The organism is Pseudodesulfovibrio sediminis (assembly GCF_020886695.1).
In the GTDB taxonomy this organism is placed as follows: Bacteria; Desulfobacterota; Desulfovibrionia; order Desulfovibrionales; family Desulfovibrionaceae; genus Pseudodesulfovibrio; species Pseudodesulfovibrio sediminis.
Genome location: NZ_AP024485.1, coordinates 1368949 through 1386247, shown reverse-complemented (window position 1 = coordinate 1386247; position 17299 = coordinate 1368949). Strand labels below are relative to the sequence as shown.

The 17299-nt window shown below is 54.9% G+C and carries 14 protein-coding genes; 7 read left to right on the top strand and 7 right to left on the bottom strand.

What is annotated here, in order from left to right; all coding sequences use genetic code 11:
- Nucleotides 1–23: 23 nt before the first annotated feature.
- A complete protein-coding gene (locus tag SRBAKS_RS06640; RefSeq protein WP_229595401.1) occupies nucleotides 24–2000 on the bottom strand; it encodes a TonB-dependent receptor plug domain-containing protein in 1977 nt (658 codons plus the stop codon).
- A gap of 723 nt (nucleotides 2001–2723) precedes the next feature.
- On the opposite strand from SRBAKS_RS06640, the gene SRBAKS_RS06635 reads away from it, so the two are divergent.
- Nucleotides 2724–3755, top strand: a complete 1032-nt coding sequence (locus SRBAKS_RS06635) for a transporter (protein ID WP_229595400.1) — start codon at nucleotides 2724–2726, stop codon at nucleotides 3753–3755.
- Nucleotides 3756–3861: 106 nt separating this feature from the next.
- Here SRBAKS_RS06635 and SRBAKS_RS06630 read toward each other — a convergent pair whose 3' ends face one another.
- Both SRBAKS_RS06630 and SRBAKS_RS06625 read right to left on the bottom strand, forming a co-directional pair.
- The gene (locus SRBAKS_RS06630) at nucleotides 3862–4032 is read right to left on the bottom strand and encodes an acetate uptake transporter (RefSeq protein WP_347339459.1); all 171 of its coding nucleotides are present in this window, start codon (nucleotides 4030–4032) and stop codon (nucleotides 3862–3864) included.
- The gene (locus SRBAKS_RS06625; RefSeq protein ID WP_229595399.1) at nucleotides 4029–4316 is read right to left on the bottom strand and encodes a YciI family protein; all 288 of its coding nucleotides are present in this window, start codon (nucleotides 4314–4316) and stop codon (nucleotides 4029–4031) included. Before SRBAKS_RS06625 ends, SRBAKS_RS06630 begins: the two co-directional genes overlap by 4 nt.
- 324 nt (nucleotides 4317–4640) lie before the next feature.
- On the opposite strand from SRBAKS_RS06625, the gene SRBAKS_RS06620 reads away from it, so the two are divergent.
- From SRBAKS_RS06620 to SRBAKS_RS06600, 5 genes are read left to right on the top strand one after another with little or no spacing between them, the layout of a single operon-like run.
- Nucleotides 4641–4862, top strand: a complete 222-nt coding sequence (locus tag SRBAKS_RS06620) for a hypothetical protein (protein WP_229595393.1) — start codon at nucleotides 4641–4643, stop codon at nucleotides 4860–4862.
- 2 nt (nucleotides 4863–4864) lie between these two features.
- Nucleotides 4865–7594 (top strand): ATP-binding protein, encoded by a 2730-nt coding sequence (locus SRBAKS_RS06615; protein WP_229595390.1) that lies wholly within the window; start codon nucleotides 4865–4867, stop codon nucleotides 7592–7594.
- Between the two features lie 16 nt (nucleotides 7595–7610).
- Nucleotides 7611–8060: a response regulator gene (locus SRBAKS_RS06610; protein WP_229595389.1), complete on the top strand. Its 450-nt coding sequence runs from the start codon at nucleotides 7611–7613 to the stop codon at nucleotides 8058–8060.
- Between the two features lie 9 nt (nucleotides 8061–8069).
- Nucleotides 8070–8783: a sensor histidine kinase gene (locus SRBAKS_RS06605; protein ID WP_229595388.1), complete on the top strand. Its 714-nt coding sequence runs from the start codon at nucleotides 8070–8072 to the stop codon at nucleotides 8781–8783.
- Nucleotides 8783–10438 (top strand): sensor histidine kinase, encoded by a 1656-nt coding sequence (locus SRBAKS_RS06600; protein ID WP_229595386.1) that lies wholly within the window; start codon nucleotides 8783–8785, stop codon nucleotides 10436–10438. Before SRBAKS_RS06605 ends, SRBAKS_RS06600 begins: the two co-directional genes overlap by 1 nt.
- Before the next feature lie 146 nt (nucleotides 10439–10584).
- On the opposite strand, the gene SRBAKS_RS06595 is transcribed toward SRBAKS_RS06600, so the two are convergent.
- The 4 genes from SRBAKS_RS06595 to SRBAKS_RS06580 all read right to left on the bottom strand — a co-directional run bounded on the left by SRBAKS_RS06595 (nucleotide 10585) and on the right by SRBAKS_RS06580 (nucleotide 16408).
- Nucleotides 10585–11949 carry an NAD-dependent succinate-semialdehyde dehydrogenase gene (locus tag SRBAKS_RS06595; protein WP_229595384.1) on the bottom strand — a complete coding sequence of 455 codons (1365 nt, stop codon included), beginning with the start codon at nucleotides 11947–11949 and terminating at the stop codon, nucleotides 10585–10587.
- A 358-nt stretch (nucleotides 11950–12307) separates the two neighbouring features.
- The gene (gene mdoH, locus SRBAKS_RS06590) at nucleotides 12308–14386 is read right to left on the bottom strand and encodes a glucans biosynthesis glucosyltransferase MdoH (RefSeq protein WP_229595382.1); all 2079 of its coding nucleotides are present in this window, start codon (nucleotides 14384–14386) and stop codon (nucleotides 12308–12310) included.
- A gap of 17 nt (nucleotides 14387–14403) precedes the next feature.
- Nucleotides 14404–14778: a hypothetical protein gene (locus SRBAKS_RS06585; protein WP_229595380.1), complete on the bottom strand. Its 375-nt coding sequence runs from the start codon at nucleotides 14776–14778 to the stop codon at nucleotides 14404–14406.
- Nucleotides 14762–16408 carry an OpgD/OpgG family glucan biosynthesis protein gene (locus SRBAKS_RS06580; protein WP_229595379.1) on the bottom strand — a complete coding sequence of 549 codons (1647 nt, stop codon included), beginning with the start codon at nucleotides 16406–16408 and terminating at the stop codon, nucleotides 14762–14764. The genes SRBAKS_RS06585 and SRBAKS_RS06580 overlap by 17 nt, the downstream gene beginning before the upstream one ends.
- Before the next feature lie 556 nt (nucleotides 16409–16964).
- Here SRBAKS_RS06580 and SRBAKS_RS06575 point away from each other — a divergent pair.
- Entirely contained in the window at nucleotides 16965–17255 is a 291-nt protein-coding gene (locus tag SRBAKS_RS06575) for a hypothetical protein (RefSeq protein ID WP_229595378.1), read from the top strand.
- The last annotated feature ends 44 nt before the right edge of the window (nucleotides 17256–17299 follow it).

Genomic DNA, 17299 nt, shown 5'->3' with positions numbered 1-17299 from the left:
GGTTATGACCGTTTCCCGATCCGTTAGAACGTGTAGTCCAGTCCGGTGTATATGGTCCGGCCCGGTCTGGGGAATCCATAGGATTCGCAGTAGTTTTCATCAAGCAGGTTGTCGGCGCCGACATAGGCAGACAGCGTCTCGATGATCTGCTGACTGATCTTGATGTCCACGATGGAATAGTCAGGCATGCGCTTGGTGTTGTCATTGTTCATGGCCCACTGGTCGGCAATGTAGCGGATGCTGGCATACACCGTGGTTTGCGTGGGAGCCACATAGGTGGCAGAGGCGGTGAGCTTGTGCCTGGGGCGGTATTGCAACCTGTCGGTACCGGCAGTGTCGGAGAGGTTCTGGCTGTCCAGATAGGTGTATCCGATCTGGGTGTTCAGTCCTTCATACACTGCGCTGCTCAGGGTCGTTTCAACGCCCTGGAAGCGGTAGTTGTCGTTGTTCTGATAGGTGCCGTTGGTGTCTTTTTCAATGTAGTTTTCAGCATCGATGCGGAAGACGTTGAAGTCCAGAGTGGAAGCCAAAGGCAGCGCCTGGGAGAATCCGACCTCGTAATGCCATGTGATTTCAGTGGTCAGGTCCTTGTTGCCTGCATCCGAGTCGTAGAGGTTCTGGATTGAGGGGGTGCGAATCTTGCGGGCATGGGACGCTTTCAGATTGGTTCCTTCCAGAAGCTGGTAGTTACCTGCCACGGTGTAGGTGTAGGCGCCGGTAGACTTGGAGGTGCGGGACTGCCCGTTGAGACCGAAGCCGAGGGAGATTCCCAGATCCTCGATTGGGGTCAGGTCATCCTGCAACGCGGCGGAATAGTTGCTCAGGGTCTCATTGGTGTCGAGATCGGCGAAAGCGCCAGCGGCAGGCTGAGTGAAGCCGGTTTCGTGCCACTTCTGCCGTTCACCCATCACGGCCAGGACAAAGCGACCGAGGGAGTCAGTGCTGTAGCCCCACTGGTTGTTCAGGCCATACGTGGTCGAGGTTCCCTCGCTGTGGAAGGAGTCCTTTGCATTCTGGGAATTGAAACTGTCAGAGTCGTAGCGGTCGGTCTCAGTGTATTCGCGGCTGATGTAGGCCATCAGTCGCGTGTCCACGGTCTTGTTGAATTCGTGATTCATGGCCAACTGCAGATCAAGCCCATTGTAGTCTTCCACACGCTCATACTTGACCTTTTTGGTGAACGGGTCGGAGCCGACCTTTCTAAGAGCGGACTGCGGTTTGCCGTACTCGCCCTGGAAGGCGTTGATCACGGCACCGAAGCTGGTCTTCTCCGTGGCCTGGTAGGTGGTGTTGGCCAGGATGTTGACGTGCTCGCGGTCACTGTTCTTGCGCAGATCGGAATCCTGCTGGTTGTCCTTGTCGGAGTAATCAGAGGACATGGGATAGCCGTTACGGGTCAGGTAGCTGGCGCCTGCATAGAAATCCAGTTTGTCACTTCCGCCGGCAATGGTGCTCTGCACCTTGTAGAGGTCGCCCTGAGCGGCCATGACACCTGCCGTGCCCTTGAAGTCCTTGGTGCCTTTCTTGGTAATGATGTCGATGACACCGGCGTTGCCGTCGTTGCCATACAGCACGGAACTGGCGCCCCGGGTGATCTTGATGCGGGCGATGTTCTCCACCGGAATGGTGTCGGGGTCAAACTGGCCGTCCAGAACGGATTGAAAAGGGATACCGTTGAGCAGCAGTTTGACGTTTCTGGTGCGCATGCCGCGAATATCAATGCGGCAGGTGCCGTCCGCAGCCGTGCGGGTCGTGACGCCCGGCACGAGTTTGAAGGCATCAGCCAGGGTCCGCGCGCCGGAGTTTTTGAGTTCCTCGGCAGTGATTTCCGTCACCGACAGGGAGTTTTCAAGGTTACTGGTCGAATCTTTGACCACGATTTCGCCGAGGGTGTATTCGGCCTGGTCCTGTTCTTCTGGTGTTGTGTCCTGTGCGAGTACTGTTGTGGCGGACAGCAGGGTGAGCAGTCCGACCAACAGTAGCAGTTTCTTGATTTTCATCCTCTTTCCTCGTGTGTGAGCAAAAAATAAGCAGCAACTCGGCGTATGACCTATCCCATTGCCCCCGGGGAGTAGGTCGTTTTCATGAGTTTCAACATCAGCCGTCATCCCAAATGTATTATGCCTAATTAGGCATAATGTTAATAATCTATTATGCTTACGCAAGCATGTCACAGGGAGGGCTCATACCAACATTCTGGCACTGCGACAAGATGAAATAAAAAGATCGGAGTATTTTTTTTTAAAGTAAAATAAGGTGGATGAATTGCGTCTTACCTTTCTCACATCCTTTTCTTCATGGCTGAACAAATGAGTAGGGATTGAGGTATAGTAAGGCGATATGGCTCTGAAAAGGCGGTCCAGCCCCTTGCGTTGCCCTTCGATTCTCGTCCTTCCTTTATGCATATCTCGTGCGTCGTCTGTTATCCGGTCTAGCTTTGATGCATGTCACGCCTTCATACAAAGGCGTGACTGGATTGGCACAAATAAAATACTGGCTTATTAGCTGGTTAACTCTGTTTTGCAAGGTCGTTTACTTGGTTTGTCCCGCAGTGAACAGCTGAACAGGGTGTCTGACGATCCTGTGATAAATATCAATATTTTCAATGTGTTGGTGAATGTCGCATGAGACGATTCATGCGCAGTTCTGGTTTTGAAGTGCAAAACCGTAATGACCCGTTGCCTTGAAGAGGAGGGCGGGGACGCGAACCAAGTGAGGTGATTGTGAAACGATTTATGGGAGTTGTAACTGTCTGTGTATGGCTGGTTCTGCTTGGGGGAGCGCAACTGGCGTATGCAGAATCAGACACGGACAAAGAGGCTGTGCCAGAGCAGGTGAAGAAGAAAAAACCGGTCAAATGCATCAGTCCGGTCAACATGTCCAACGGGCTGGTGCTCCCCAAAGGGAAGATCGCGGCCAATGTCAAATATCGCTATGTACACAAGGATTCGCTGTACAACGGAAGCGAGCAGATGAATGGCAGCTATGGCAGCAAATATGATCGGGTGAATCAGTCTTTGCAGCTCACGGCAAAAGCGGGGCTGTTCGAGAATTTTGAAGCGCGTGTCGTGGTGCCGTTCTGGGACAAGCAGGTCAAACGGAAACCGGGCAATCTGGCTAAGCCCTGGGATACGGATACGGTCACAGGTCTGGGTGATGTCGTTGTCATGGGCCGGTATGCCCTGATGACACAGCGGAGCGGTGACTGGCTGAACCTTGCGTTGGGGGCGGGACTCAAGCTGCCCACCGGCGATGCGGACCATGAAAACGGTCTGCCATATTCCAATGCTCACAAGTATATCGGCCCTGGCGGACAGCTCGGCACCGGTTCGTGGGACCCGAAATTCGAGGTGGGTGCGACCAAGATTTTCGGCCGTTCCCGGTTGGACGCCCACATGATGTATACCATCTCCGGGCAGGGATCGCATGATTCCCGCAAAGGCAACCAGTTCAAATATGACCTTGGATACGGCTTTGCGCTGAACAGGTATTTTGATCTGGAGTTGGAGCTCAACGGAGTGGATCAGCAACGTCATTGGTACGATGACTCCGCTGATAATGCCACCGGCGGTCATACCATATACATTACTCCCGGAGTGCACTGGAAGATAACCGACAGCAGCCATTTGTCTGTGGGTGTTCCCTTGGTCATCTACCGTGATCTCAACGGCTATACCGAGACGCCGGAGCGCAACAGCCGATACGGACTTGGCGAAGATTATCAGGTTGTCACCCGGCTCGGGTTCAGCTTCTGATCAGTTCAGAGGCTCCGAGGCTGAAACGGTGTGCATTCGGACGCAAAAGGGCGGTAACCATGGTTACCGTCCTTTCTTTGTTGGTGAATGTGTGCGGGGTGGCGTCTTAGCCTATGGGCAGAACAGTACGGCCGTATTGTTCGTTGAGCATTTCTGCCATGGCAAGATAGACAGCGGGACCGCCGCAGATGATGCCTTCCCAACCGGCCACGGTGTCGAGAATCTTGATGTGAGTGAAGTCGTGGATGGCCAGCAGGGTGAACCCTCTACATGTCAATCCAGGAGACGCTCAAACCCTTTGGCGGTCATGCTCGGCATGAATTCCTGTATGTCATATGAGGCCAGTCCCTCTCTGTGAAAGGGATCCAATTCGAGTATCGCTTTGAGTGACTCCAGGGAATCGACCTGAGCCAGGATGATCCCTCCGGTTCTGGGAACCTTGCGCCCTGAGGCGATGAAGTGGCCTCGTTCATATTCCTTTTTGAGAAAACTGACGTGTTCATCGAGAAATGCGTCAATTTTGTTGAGATCGCAGATATACGTTAACGATATGATAAACACGACAAGTCCTTTATTTGGATTATTCAATGGCCAGTCTCTATATAATAAGTTGCTCGGTAACAAGACCTATTGTCGTATTGCTTCAAAGAGGGGGATGCACAGGCCGGTACACCGGCTGATACGATCCTCCTGTGGGTATCGGGCGTGTGTTGCGTTGGAAACAGCTGTTTGCATGCAACGGTGTATCACGGACAATGAAGCGACAGTATGGAGCTCAAGAGTCGCAATTGCTATAAATACCTGCTATGGTGCTAGTAAGTAAGAAAATTCCCGATGAGTAGCAACCTGTGTACATGGAATTGAGAGGCGAGGGGGAGTGCGGTCATGAACCGGATTGTCAATTTTTTCAAGACGTCAAGTTTTGCTGTCCTGCTTTTTCATGTCGGACTGCTGCTTTTCAGTTGGCCTCTTCTTTCCCTGCCTTCGGATTCTGGGGCAGAGCGTCTGTTCGGGTATGTGATTGTTGCCTGGTCAGTCATCGTTTGCCTGCTGATTGTCATGGGGGCGTGTTTTCATATGAATGAAGAACGGGATCAGGGGGACTAGGCATGTTCAGTCCACTGACCGTCCTGCTCGTCCTGCTGTTGTATTTCGGTCTGCTTTTTCTGTTGGCGCAATGGGTTGAAGGGAAATCCGCACTGAGCCGGAAGATCGCGGGCAGTCCGTTGGTCTATGGATTGTCGTTGGCGGTGTTCTGCACCTCCTGGACCTATTATGGCAGCGTGGGCAAGGTCGTGACTTCAGGCATGCTGTTCACCACAATATACATTGGCCCGACCCTGACGATCATCCTGTGGTGGCAGATCATGCGCCGGATGACACGCATCAAGAACCGGTATCATATCACCTCCATCGCGGATTTCATCTCGGCCCGTTATGACCGGTCAAGCTCTCTGGCCGCGCTGGCTTCATGCGCGGCTTTGGCAGGTTCCACTCCCTACATCGCGTTACAGATAAAATCGGTTGTCGCCACATTCGGCATCATCGCCACTGATTCCGGTACCAATATATCATGGGTACAGTCACAAATAGGACCCATTGCCGTTATCCTCATGATCACGTTCACCATCATGTTCGGTGTTCGTCGAATTGACCCCACCGAGCGCCATCAGGGCATGGTCACTGCCGTGGCCATGGAATCCATTGTCAAGCTGACCGCCTTTCTGGCGTGCGGCATATTCATCACCTATATCGCGCACAACGGTGTGGCGGACCTTTTTTCAGCAGCGCGTACGGCGGGTGTTGCCGTGGACGAAATCGTGACAGTGTCCGGCTCAGTGGAGACTCCGTACTCCACATGGTCCACCTACCTGCTGCTGGCCATGTCCGCCATCATGTTTCTGCCGCGGCAGTTTCATGTGGCCGTCATTGAAAACAGCGAAGAAAGGCACATCGCCACAGCCATGTGGCTCTTTCCCCTCTATGTCCTGCTGATCAGCATTTTTGTCGTGCCTATTGCCCTGGAGGGCATGCGGGTCGGCTTTGCCGAGACCATGGCCGACACCTATGTGCTCAGACTGCCCATGTGGTACAACCGCCCCTGGCTGGCGCTTTTCGTCTATATCGGGGGTGTTTCGGCCGCTGTCTCCATGGTCATGATTTCGTCCATGACTCTCTCGACCATGCTCACCAATCATATCCTCCTGCCAGTCCTCAGTGCCGTGAAATTTTTGAGGCCATTGCGCCGTCATTTGCTTCGGCTCAAGTGGTTCGGCGTGACACTGGTCATTCTCACGGGGTACTGGTTCAATGAAGCGGTGGGCGATTCGTTCATGCTGGTCAATATGGGCATGATTTCGTTTGCTGCCGCCTTGCAGTTCGCCCCGTCGATCCTCGGGGGTATCTTTTGGGAGCGGGGCAACAAGGTTGGCGCACAGGCCGGACTGGTGGCTGGCTACGCCATCTGGTTCTACACGTTGGTGGTCCCAGCCTTTGCACAGAACATCCCGTTCTTTCAACAAATCACCGAGTTCGGTCTGTTCAATATGGCTTTTCTCAAACCTGAGGCACTGTTCGGCATGACCTCCATGGACCCGCTCAGTCAAAGCGTGTTCTGGACCATGCTGTTTAATGTGGGGTTGTACATGACCGGCTCCATGCTCTGTGAAGCCAGGGCCTCGGGCATTGAACTGGCGCGTGATTTCGTCAATATTTTTGCTTCAGAAACCCCTTCGCTGCATGATTCCGACAATGCGACCATTGACCTCACATCAAAAACGCATGCCATCATCAAGACCCTGACACATTATGTGGAAAGTGAAGATGCGGAAAACATGTTCGTGAAAAGCGTGCAGAGGGTCGGGCTGTCAGAGTGCTGCAAGGTTTCTCTTTCCGAACTTGCCGAGCTGCTTGGAGAGGTGGAAAAGAGGTTGTCCGGCACGGTGGGGGCGGCAGAAGCGCATACCGCGATAATGGACACTGACGTCTATACCGAAGAAGAGCGGGCGCGGCTTTCCAATATGTACGCTGAAATCCTGGCGGATCTGAAGCTGACTCCCGGTGAATTAAAACGGCGCGTGGACTACTACAAGGAGCGAGAATGCCTGCTCTCACAACAGGCCACGGATCTGGAAATGCGGGTCAAGGCCCGGACCATTGATCTGGAGTCGGCCAACAAGGAGCTGGAGGCCTTCTCCTATTCCGTTTCCCACGATTTGCGCGCTCCGCTCAGAGCCATTGACGGATTCAGCCTGGCCCTGATCGAAGACTATGCGGACAGGCTTGATGCAGAAGGGCTTGATTTCTTGAACCGTGTGCGCAAGGCGAGCCAGCGCATGGGCGACGTGATCGATGATATCCTTGCCCTGTCCCGTGTGGCGGCTCTGGAGGTTGAGCGAGAGCTCGTGGACATGAGCGACATAGTCCTTGATGTCGTCGAGGAGACACATGAACTGCACAGAGCCGGGCCGCATGTGAATGTGGAGATACAGCCGAAACTGACAGCAGAGGCTGATCCTCGGCTTGTCCGTTTACTCCTTGAGAATCTGCTCGGTAATGCCTGGAAGTTCAGTGCGGACACAGAGGAACCGCATATCTCGTTTTCTGTGGAAGAAATGGAAGGGAAAGAATGGTTTGTCGTGCGCGACAATGGGGCCGGGTTTGACATGCAGTACGCCAACAAGCTGTTCTTGCCGTTTTCTCGGCTGCACACCAAGGAAGAATTTGAGGGGACCGGTATCGGATTGGCTATTGTTGAAAGAGTCGTTCGGAAACATGGCGGAGAGGTCAAGGCCGAAGGGCGAGTCGATGAAGGTGCCGCCTTCTTTTTCACACTGTAGACAGGGAGCAGGGAGCATGTTCAATGATGCATCTGGATCCATCCTTTTGGTTGAAGACAATCCTGACGATGTTGCCTTGACGTTGCGGGCGTTCAAGAAAAACAAGATCATGAATTCAATCGTCGTTGCCAAAGACGGGGCCGAGGCCCTTGATTATCTTTTTTGCAAGGGAGAGTACGCCCTTCGTGACATGACGGACACTCCGCAGATGATTCTGCTTGATCTCAAGCTGCCCAAGATAAACGGGCTTGAGGTGCTCAAGGCCATTCGTGACGACGACCGGACACGGCTGTTGCCGGTGATCATCCTGACCTCTTCCAAGGAGCAGCAGGACCTGTTGGACGGGTATGGCAAGGGGGCAAACAGCTACATCCGCAAGCCTGTTGATTTTGACCAGTTTACCGAGGCGGTCAAACAGTTGGGGCTGTATTGGCTGGTACTCAATACCGGGCCGGAACAGGCTTGAGGTGCGCGGATGAAAACCGATGACTGCCAATCAAAGATTGACGAGTTGAATATTGAGATTGACCAGCTCCTGTACGCGATCTCTCACGATCTTCGTGCGCCGCTCAGGGCCATCGACGGTTTCAGTCAGGCGGTGGTCGAGGATTATGGCGACCAACTGGATGCGACCGGCAGAGAGTATCTTGAACGGGTGCGCAGTGGCGGCAGAAAAGTACATGAGTACATTGACGGACTGCTGCTGATTTCGCGGGAGTCGCGTGGAGAGATGGCGTTGGGTGAAGTCGATTTCACCAGGCTGGTCCGCGAGGTGGAGGGGGTTGTGTCAACCCGATACGATAATCATGTACCTCGGTTCAATGTTGAGGAAGATATCATGGTAGTTGCCGATCTCCGATTGTTGCGTCTTCTACTGGAAAAGCTTCTGGACAATGCGTGGAAGTTTACCAGCCGGGTACAGGATGCGGCCATCGAGGTTGGGCAGATGGACCGTGCAGGTGATCAGGTCCTGTATGTACGGGACAACGGCGTGGGATTTGATATGAACTATGCTGAGAAGCGGCTGTTCGGTGCATTTCAGCGTATGCATGACGACGAGGAATATGCCGGTCTCGGCGTGGGGTTGGCGACAGCCAAACGAATCATCAACCGACACGGCGGACGGATATGGGCCGAATCCGTACAGCATGCCGGGACAACGGTGTTCTTCTTCCTGGGGCAGGTATAATGGAGAAAAACGTAGGTATACCGATACGACTTCTGATCATCGAGGACTCTGAAGATGATGCCCTGCTCACGCTGCGTCAGTTGAGAAAGGGGGGCTATGATCCGGTCTATCGTATTGTGGAGACGCCTGCCGCCCTTGAGAATGCCCTGCTCGAAGAGACCTGGGACATCGTCCTGTCCGACTTCCATATGCCTTCCTTTGATGGACGAGAAGCCTTGCGTATCGTTCGGGAGCGAGGGCTGGATGTGCCGTTTGTCATCATCTCCGGTGTGCTGGTGGAAGAGGATGCCGTCGAGATTCTCAAATCCGGGGCCAGCGACTATGTGAGGAAAGGCAACTGGTCCCGATTGATTCCAGCCATTGGCCGGGAACTGCGAGAGGCCAGGGGGCGTCGTGAGCAGCAACGGGCCGAGGAGCAGGAGGCCGAGGCACAGGAACGCTATCGCAATCTGTTTGAGAGCGCTGTCGAGGGCATTTTCCAATCAACGCCTGCCGGCCGGTTTGTGACTGCCAATCCCGCCATGGCGGTGCTCGCCGGGTATGACTCTCCGCAGGAACTCATAAACAGTGTGAGGAATATTTCCAATGAGCTGTATGTCCACTCCGAAAGTCGGGACATGATGCTGGAGATTCTTGAGGCGCACGGCATGGTTTCGGGGTTTGAAGTGGAGGTCTATCGCAAGGACGGTTCACGTACCTGGATTGTCATCAACAGTCGTGGGCTCTTTGATGACAGCGGAAAACTGGAGCTGATCGAAGGATTTGTCGTTGATATTTCAAAGCGAAAACGAGCCGAGGCCGAACTGGCGAACATGAACCAGCAACTGGAGCAGTTGGTGGCTGACCGCACCAGCGAGCTTGAACAAAAGGCTCTGGAGTTGGAACAGGCCAATCGCCGCCTTCAGGAAGTCGACCAGAACAAGACGGCTTTCCTTTCATCGGTCTCCCATGAATTACGGACTCCCCTGACCAGCGTGCTCGGTTTTGCCAAGCTTATCCACCGGGATTTTTGTAAGGTGTTTCTGCCTACGTCCGGTGTGGATGAAAAGATGAACAGGATGGGCGATCGCATCTGTGATAACCTTGATATCATCGTCAATGAAGGGGAGCGGTTGACCCGGCTGGTCAATGACTTCCTTGATCTGGTCCGGATTGAAGCAGGACGCATGAACTGGGATGACCAGCGCGTCTCTCCCACACGGATTCTCAAAGGGGCCGCTGATGCGGTCAACGGGTTGTTCGTCGAGACTCCCGGCCTGGATCTCGTGTTTGATGTCCCTGAAGACCTGCCGGATATGACCATTGATCCCGACCGCATGACTCAGGTGATTATCAATCTGCTCAATAATGCCGTGAAATTTACGCACAAAGGGCATGTCGCCCTGCGTGCCGCGCCGGATACGGAGTCGGATGCCATACAGATTCAGATTGAAGACACGGGAGTGGGCATACCGGTCGATGATATTGCCAAGGTGTTTTCCAAGTTCCACCAGGTCAAAGGGCAGGAGGGCAAGGATATAGGCACGCACGGGTCAGGACTCGGGCTTTCCATTTCACAGCAGATCGTGGAGCATTATGGTGGTACAATTCGTGTTCAGTCCGAGGTGGGACAAGGAAGCACCTTTTTCCTCACCTTACCATTGAACCGTGAGTAGAGTTGCACTCAGGGAGAGGGAAGAGAATTTCGGTATTTTGAATAAGCAGCCCGAGAAGAATGGTCAGTTCATTCTCCCCGGGCTGCCGTGATGATCGGATTGCGTCTTGCGGCGGTTCAGGCTTGTTCCTGTGCCAGCCGTTTTTTTTAGCCGACGCAGACTGATTTGACGTTGGTGAATTCGCGGATGCCGTAGGTTCCCAACTCACGACCGTAGCCGGAGTTGCCCACCCCGCCAAACGGCAGGTGCAGGCTGCTGCGAACCAGTCCGTTCACAAAGACGCCGCCCGTCCTGATTTCGGATGTCATGGCCAGAGCGCTTTCCTCGTCCTGAGACCAGATGGAGCCGCCCAGGCCGAAGGGAGTGTCATTGGCCAGAGCCAGCGCCTCTTCCTCGGACGAGACGCTGAAAATCAGCGCTGCCGGACCAAAAAATTCTTCCTGGCAGATGGCGGCGGTGCGTGGGACATCGGTAATGATGGTGGGCGGATAGTAGGCGCCGGGCCCTTTGGGGGTGGCCCCTCCCATGCGGATGGTTCCGCCAGCCTCAACGCAACGGTCAATCTGGCCCTGCAATTCGGCGCGGAGCGTTGTCGAGGACATGGGACCCATGTCCGTGGCTTGGTCCAGCGGGTCGCCGATGACAAGACGGGACATGCTCTCTTCAAGGCGGGTCACGAATGCATCATAGACCGTGTCAAAGACGATAAAACGCTTGGCTGCGATGCAGGCCTGGCCCGTGTTGCCACATCTGGAGTGGGTGGCGACCTTGACTGCTTCGTCGAGGTCCGCGTCGGGCATCACGATGAAAGGATCGCTGCCGCCCAGCTCCATGACGGTTTTTTTCAGGCGTGCGCCGGCAGCGGCTGCGACTTTTTGACCGGCATATTCGCTGCCAGTCAGGCTGACGGCAAACACGGACGGATGGTCCAGTACGGCCTCCACCTGACGCGCTCCGATGAGCAGGGTGCGAAAGATGTTTTCGAGACAGCCCGCATCCTTGAAGATCTGCTCGATGGCCAGGGCACACTGGGGAACGTTGGAGGCGTGCTTGAGCACCACGCCGTTGCCTGCCATGAGGGAGGGGGCGGCAATGCGGAAGACCTGCCAGAGCGGGTAGTTCCAGGGCATGACCGTGAGGACCGTGCCCAGTGGCTCGAAGGTGATGTACGCCTTGCGGCCCGGCCCGTCGACCGGCTGCGGGGCAAGCATGGCTTCGCCTTCCTGCGCATAGTATTCACAGACAGCGGCACACTTTTCCACTTCTGCGCTGCCCTGACGAATGGGTTTTCCCATTTCAAGGGCGATTGTTTCAGCAAGGCGGGTTTTCTGTTCACGCAGCAGCGTGGCTGCTCGTTGCAAACAGGCTGCACGCTCGGCAAACGTTGTCGTGCGCCATGTCTTCCATGCAGTGGCAGTGGATGTCAGGATGTCATTGGTTTGTTCAGGGGTATATTCGTCAAATGTGGCGAGCACTTCTCCTGTAGCCGGATTCAGGCTTTGGATAGCCATGTCAAAACTCCTTAATACGTTTATGACTCAATCAATAAAGAAATGAAGTATACAGACGACAATGTCGCTGTGTGAAAAAGGCATTTGTGTCAGATGTCCTGTCACGATCACGGAAATCGAGTGGGAAAAATCCAGATAAAGCCGTTTGGCATTTGGTGTGACCAGTGCATACGCCGGTCCCTACATGGCAATTCTCTCGGGTTCAAGCAGAGAATTGCATGGGCGTCGGGAGCGATCTTCCCAAAGTGGTGGGGCGGTCTGGTTGATTGGGCTGTGCAGGGTGGTGGTTTTCGGTCAATCCGTCCGAAGTTCCGACCTGATTTGAGGCGGGAGTTTCGGAGCGATTTGGGGGAAATACTCACTTCATCCACCGTTCGCGTAGCGAGCCGTTATTCTTGGTCCACGCCATGGTGTGGAGCCTGCGGAGTCGGCCCGCATCGCGAAGCAGGGTCAGCTTTTCGTTGACAGACAGTGATGCCGGTCCGGTCTGCAGAATTTTCTCTTCAATCTGTTCAAGGGTGGCATTGGATACTTTCCCGGTGTGTTGGCCGCGTCGGGCAAGCAGCGCGCGTCGAAGACCATTCACTCTGGGGTCGAGCAGGGTGCGCAGGAATCCTGCCTCACGCGGCAGGGCAAGGGGGACGGGCGTGTCTTCCATTTCCCGGGTGAATCGGGTGACATCCCTGATCTCTTTTTCCGGAGCGGCTTCTTCCGGGATGAGCAACAGTTTCTTTTTGCGCAACCAGAGGCCCAGCCCATGATGGCTGGTGATGACGGAGAGCGGCATGGAAAAAATGATGGGCACCACAATGGGCGCTATCCACCAGAAAAAATCGGGTGAATAGAGCCAGACAACGCCGCCCCAAAGCAGCCCGAACAACGCGCCTCCACCATGAAACCGGATGGCCTCTCCCCAGGTCGTGGGGCGGTCGTCCCGCTGTTGCGATCCCCAGCCTATCTGCCGTCCCAGAAGGGTGATGCACACGAACTTGCTGTGAAAAAGCATGCGGATGGGGGCCAGCAGGGCCGAGAAAACAACCTCGATGAAGATGCTCAGCAGGAGCCTGAACGGCCCGCCGAACAGGCGCGATCGCCGGGTCTTGATGACAATCAGCATATAGCTCAAGAGCTTGGGGAAGAAGAGCAGGACACCTGTCGTGGCCAGCAGGACCAGCGCCCACAGCGGCTGCCATACGGGCCATGCCGGGAACAGGGAGCGGGTGGCCGCGAAATAACTCGGTCCGACAATGGCCTGAAGCACGGCTTCGCCGGAAGAAAGCATCAGAAACGTGAACCACAGCAGGGCCGAGGCATAGCTCATGGCGCCGTTGAGGAACAGGACCCGGTGGGCCGGAAACAGGCCTTCAGTGAACAGCAGGCGCAGGTGTTGCAGGTTCCCCTGACACCAGCGGCGGTCCCGCTTGAGTTCGGACAGCAGGTTAGGCGGACACTCCTCCCAACTGCCGGGCAGGTCAAAGGCCAGCCATACGCCCCATCCGGCACGGCGCATGAGGGCGGCTTCCACAAAGTCATGGCTGAGGATGTCGCCACCAAGGGGCGGTTTGCCGGAGAGTCTGGGCAATCCGCAATGGCGCATGAACGGTTCAATGCGGATAAAGGCGTTGTGGCCCCAGTATTGGGCGTCGCCCAACTGCCAGAAATGCAGGCCTGCGGCGAACATGGGGCCGTACACACGGTTGGCGAACTGTTGCAGACGGGCGAGCAGTGTGTCGTGGCCGAAACAGGCTGGTGCGGTTTGCAGGATGCCTATCTTCGGGCGCCGCTCCATGATGTGGAGCATGGCGTTCAGCGTTTCGCCGCTCATGACGCTGTCCGCGTCGAACACGGCCATGTACGTGTATGCCTTGCCGTGTCGGCGACAGAAGTCGGCCACGTTGCCGCTCTTGCGTTTAAGGTTCACCTTGCGGTTGCGGTAGAATATGCGGTTTTGTGCTCCGAGCTCTTCCACCAGATCGGCCCAGGCTGCCTCTTCTTCCATCCATTTGTCCGCACCGCTTGAGTCGCTCAGGATGTGGATATCGAACTGGGACGCGCCCGGTGTCTGTTGCAGGGAGAGGTATGTGGTCTTGATCCCGGCCATGACGCGCGGGGTGTCTTCGTTGCAGATGGGAAAGAGTACGGCTGTGCGGGCGGCTGTGTCCTGCTCCAGCGGTTCGGACAGCGCGTGGCTGACCGAAAAACGGTCGTAGCGGCGCAGCAGCGTGAAGCACCCGAGAATGGCGGTCCAGAATCCGACCGATATCCAGGCGAACAGGACAGAGTATACGATGATGATCGCCAGTTCCAGAGGCGTGGAGCCTTTGTTGGGAAGGACGGAGCCGACATAGGAGCTCGCCAGTGCTGACGGGATCAGGATGAGCAGGGTCAGTACCAGACGGCGTCTGATGGTGGCACTTCGCCAGGAAGGTGTAGACATGTTATCCATCGCTAAGCTCACTGGGAAATATGCAACAACAGGGTCAGGGCCAGCAACAGCCCGACAATGAGCAGCCAGCCCCACTGGGAGGCGAAGCCGGGGATGCCGGAGCGTCGCCGACCGAGATACTGGGCGGGCATGTGCTCTCGCGTGATGGGCGGAGAACTCGGCGGATAATCCTCTGGGTCATGTGTCGGCAGTCGGGAAAGCAGGGCTTCCAGCGCCTGTTCGGGCGTGGCTTCCCTGGGGAGTTCCCGCAACACATCCAGCGTCAACTCCAGGCGCGTCTCCATCTCCATGGGCAACTGTTCCAGGTATGCAAGCAGACAGCGGGCGGTGTTGTCACGCTGTGCGCTGTCTGTGACCGTATGGGTCTCAGGGCTGGTAGGCATAGTTCCAGGTTTCCGTCAGTGTTGTCTCGTTCAGTTTCAGGAAAGCACGAATATCGACGGGAGGCTTGCGGTTGAGGAGGACCTTGTCCAGAGCCGACGGTTTTTCGTCGGGGTGGATGACAAAGGTGAGTCTCCAACCGCCGGTGTGCATATTTTTTTGTGCATTCTGGTCGGTTATTACCGCTCCTTTGCCGCAGGTGACAATGCCCAACACAGGGGAGCTCTCTTTCAGCATCCCCAGTGCCTTGCTGTTGAAATCAATGGCAAACTGCTTCCCACCGTCTTCAGAATCGCCGACCCAGGTGGATTCGACATATCCCAGAGGCGGATGGGTGAAGCGGCCGCTGTACCAGCGCAGCTGGTATTCGTACGTCTGCGGAACCCCTTCTGGCAGCGGTTCATCCGGAGTCCAGAAGGCCACGATATTGTCGTGGATATCCTGATTTGTCGGAATGCTGATCAACTCCACGTGACCTCGGCCCCAATTGCCGCGTGGTTCGACCCACAGGCTGGGGCGGCGTTCGTAGTTGGCTTCAAAATCCTGATAATGCTCAAAGTCGTGATCGCGCTGAATAAGCCCGAATCCCTGGACGTTGTCCGCCTTGAACGCGTCTATTTGCAGGGTCTCCGGATTGTTCAGGGGGTGCCAGAACCACTCCTGAGACTCAAACTTGATGAGCAGACCGTCGGAGTCATGCACTTCCGGGCGGAAATCCCGGACCTTGCGGGTGTCGGTGTTTTCGCCGAACAAAAACATGCTGGTCAATGGAGCTATGCCGATTTTCGACACGGATTTTCGCAGAAAAAGCGTGGCCGTGACATCCATGGTCGTGGTCTTGCCCCCTGTGATGACAAAGGTATAGGCGCCGGTCATGCTTCTGCTGTCCAGCAGCGCGTGGACGGTCAGGTTTGTGCTGTGTCTGGTGGGTTTTTCAATCCAGTATTCCCGGAAATAGGGGAACTCCTCACCATCCGGTTGGGCTGTATCAACGGCCAGTCCTCGGGCAGAGAGTCCGTAGACTCCGCCCTTTGCTACGGCGCGTAAGTAGCTTGCCCCTAGAAATGCGGCGATTTCATCGAAATATTTTGGCGTGTTGATCGGACCATGGATACGGAACCCTGCAAAACCGAAGTGGTCGGGGATCTGCTCGGGCACAGCGTGGTTGCTGCCGTAGTCGAACATGGTCGAGTCAAAGGCCACCCTGTGGGAGTGTCCGTCTTTGACAATGTTGATGTCCACCAGGTGGTCATAGATCATGCCTGGGTGGAAGAGTTGGATCTCAAACGGCAGCCTTTCCTTTTTCCAGAGTGCCCGTTCTGGGCGATACTGTATTTCGCGCCAGGCGTCATAGCTGAGATCCAGCAGAGGTTGCGGTACTTGTCCCTGTGGGATTTCGAATGGGGACAGGCTGAGCTCAAGCGCCTTGGCCACCAGGATCTCACGGTTGAATGGCGTTTCTGTTTCTTCGGTTTGCTGTGGGGGTTGCTGTTGAGACTGCGGTTCGTCCTGTGCAGAGGCAGTCATGCTCAGCGGTCCAAGGATTGTCAGTAGGGAGAGGACTGCTGCCAGGGAGAGTACGTAGCGGGCGTGCAGGGATATATGCTTGGATGATATGTTTTTTGAGTACATGATAGGGTGCTCTTTGAATTTCGTCTCGTTTCCCGTGATGGGTTCGTCTCTGTTGACTGGGAAGAAGAGATACAATTTATCTCATCTATTAGCCAGTTTATGCGGCGCGACAGTACGCGATGCCACTGCTTTTTACAATTTGGATTCAAGGTTTGCACATATATTTTTTTGTTCCATAATTCCAATCTTTTACGTTATGGGTGTGGCGTTATTCAAATTCGAATTTCCAATGCCTTTCACTCAGAGGATCGACGCCGTCCATTCGAGAGCCGGTTTCATGTGCCATATCAGGGAGTTCCCGCAGCGTTTTCCAGAGCCTTTTCCTTGGATGTCGCGTGGGGGTGTCCTTTGCAAATGCCAGCCTTGAGTCGTCATGACTGTGTACCGTTTTAAATGAAAATTGACAATTTCTGACGCGAAGTGTCACAACTGCTAGGATGGAATCAATAAGGAGTCGCTTGTCATGTGCGTTCGATCTGTGTTCTCAGTATTAGTCGCATCGGTTGTTGCACTCGTATTGCTTGTTTCGTGTACGAGTTATCACCGGCAGCGAGGAGTGAAAAATACGTGGCGGAGTATTGATCAGTCGCAACTTGTTCCCGGCGAAACAACGCAGACTGACATCATCAAAAGTCTCGGACCTCCTTCGCAGATCATTAATCTTCAGGCCGGTCCGGTTTTCTACTATCTTGCCGAGCAGACAGAGGGCGGCGGTGTGATTTTGATCCTCTTCAATTCGCTCAATGAGAAGATAACCTATGACAGGGCCGTATTTTTCTTTGATGAAAAAGGAGCGCTACGCACGTACTCCATGAGCCAGGAGTCCATAGAGTATGCAGAGCCGTAGCATCCTGATTTCATGTGTGCTGCTTTTGACCGTGTTTGTGAGCG

What these genes read in the sequence shown, in the direction of transcription:
- SRBAKS_RS06610 (WP_229595389.1), top strand. Translation starts at nt 7,611, where the DNA reads ATGTTCAATGATGCATCTGGATCCATCCTTTTGGTTGAAGACAATCCT.
- SRBAKS_RS06600 (WP_229595386.1), top strand. Translation starts at nt 8,783, where the DNA reads ATGGAGAAAAACGTAGGTATACCGATACGACTTCTGATCATCGAGGAC.
- SRBAKS_RS06580 (WP_229595379.1), bottom strand. Translation starts at nt 16,408, where the DNA reads ATGTACTCAAAAAACATATCATCCAAGCATATATCCCTGCACGCCCGC.
- SRBAKS_RS06615 (WP_229595390.1), top strand. Translation starts at nt 4,865, where the DNA reads ATGTTCAGTCCACTGACCGTCCTGCTCGTCCTGCTGTTGTATTTCGGT.
- SRBAKS_RS06640 (WP_229595401.1), bottom strand. Translation starts at nt 2,000, where the DNA reads ATGAAAATCAAGAAACTGCTACTGTTGGTCGGACTGCTCACCCTGCTG.
- SRBAKS_RS06605 (WP_229595388.1), top strand. Translation starts at nt 8,070, where the DNA reads ATGAAAACCGATGACTGCCAATCAAAGATTGACGAGTTGAATATTGAG.
- mdoH (WP_229595382.1), bottom strand. Translation starts at nt 14,386, where the DNA reads ATGTCTACACCTTCCTGGCGAAGTGCCACCATCAGACGCCGTCTGGTA.
- SRBAKS_RS06595 (WP_229595384.1), bottom strand. Translation starts at nt 11,949, where the DNA reads ATGGCTATCCAAAGCCTGAATCCGGCTACAGGAGAAGTGCTCGCCACA.
- SRBAKS_RS06620 (WP_229595393.1), top strand. Translation starts at nt 4,641, where the DNA reads ATGAACCGGATTGTCAATTTTTTCAAGACGTCAAGTTTTGCTGTCCTG.
- SRBAKS_RS06585 (WP_229595380.1), bottom strand. Translation starts at nt 14,778, where the DNA reads ATGCCTACCAGCCCTGAGACCCATACGGTCACAGACAGCGCACAGCGT.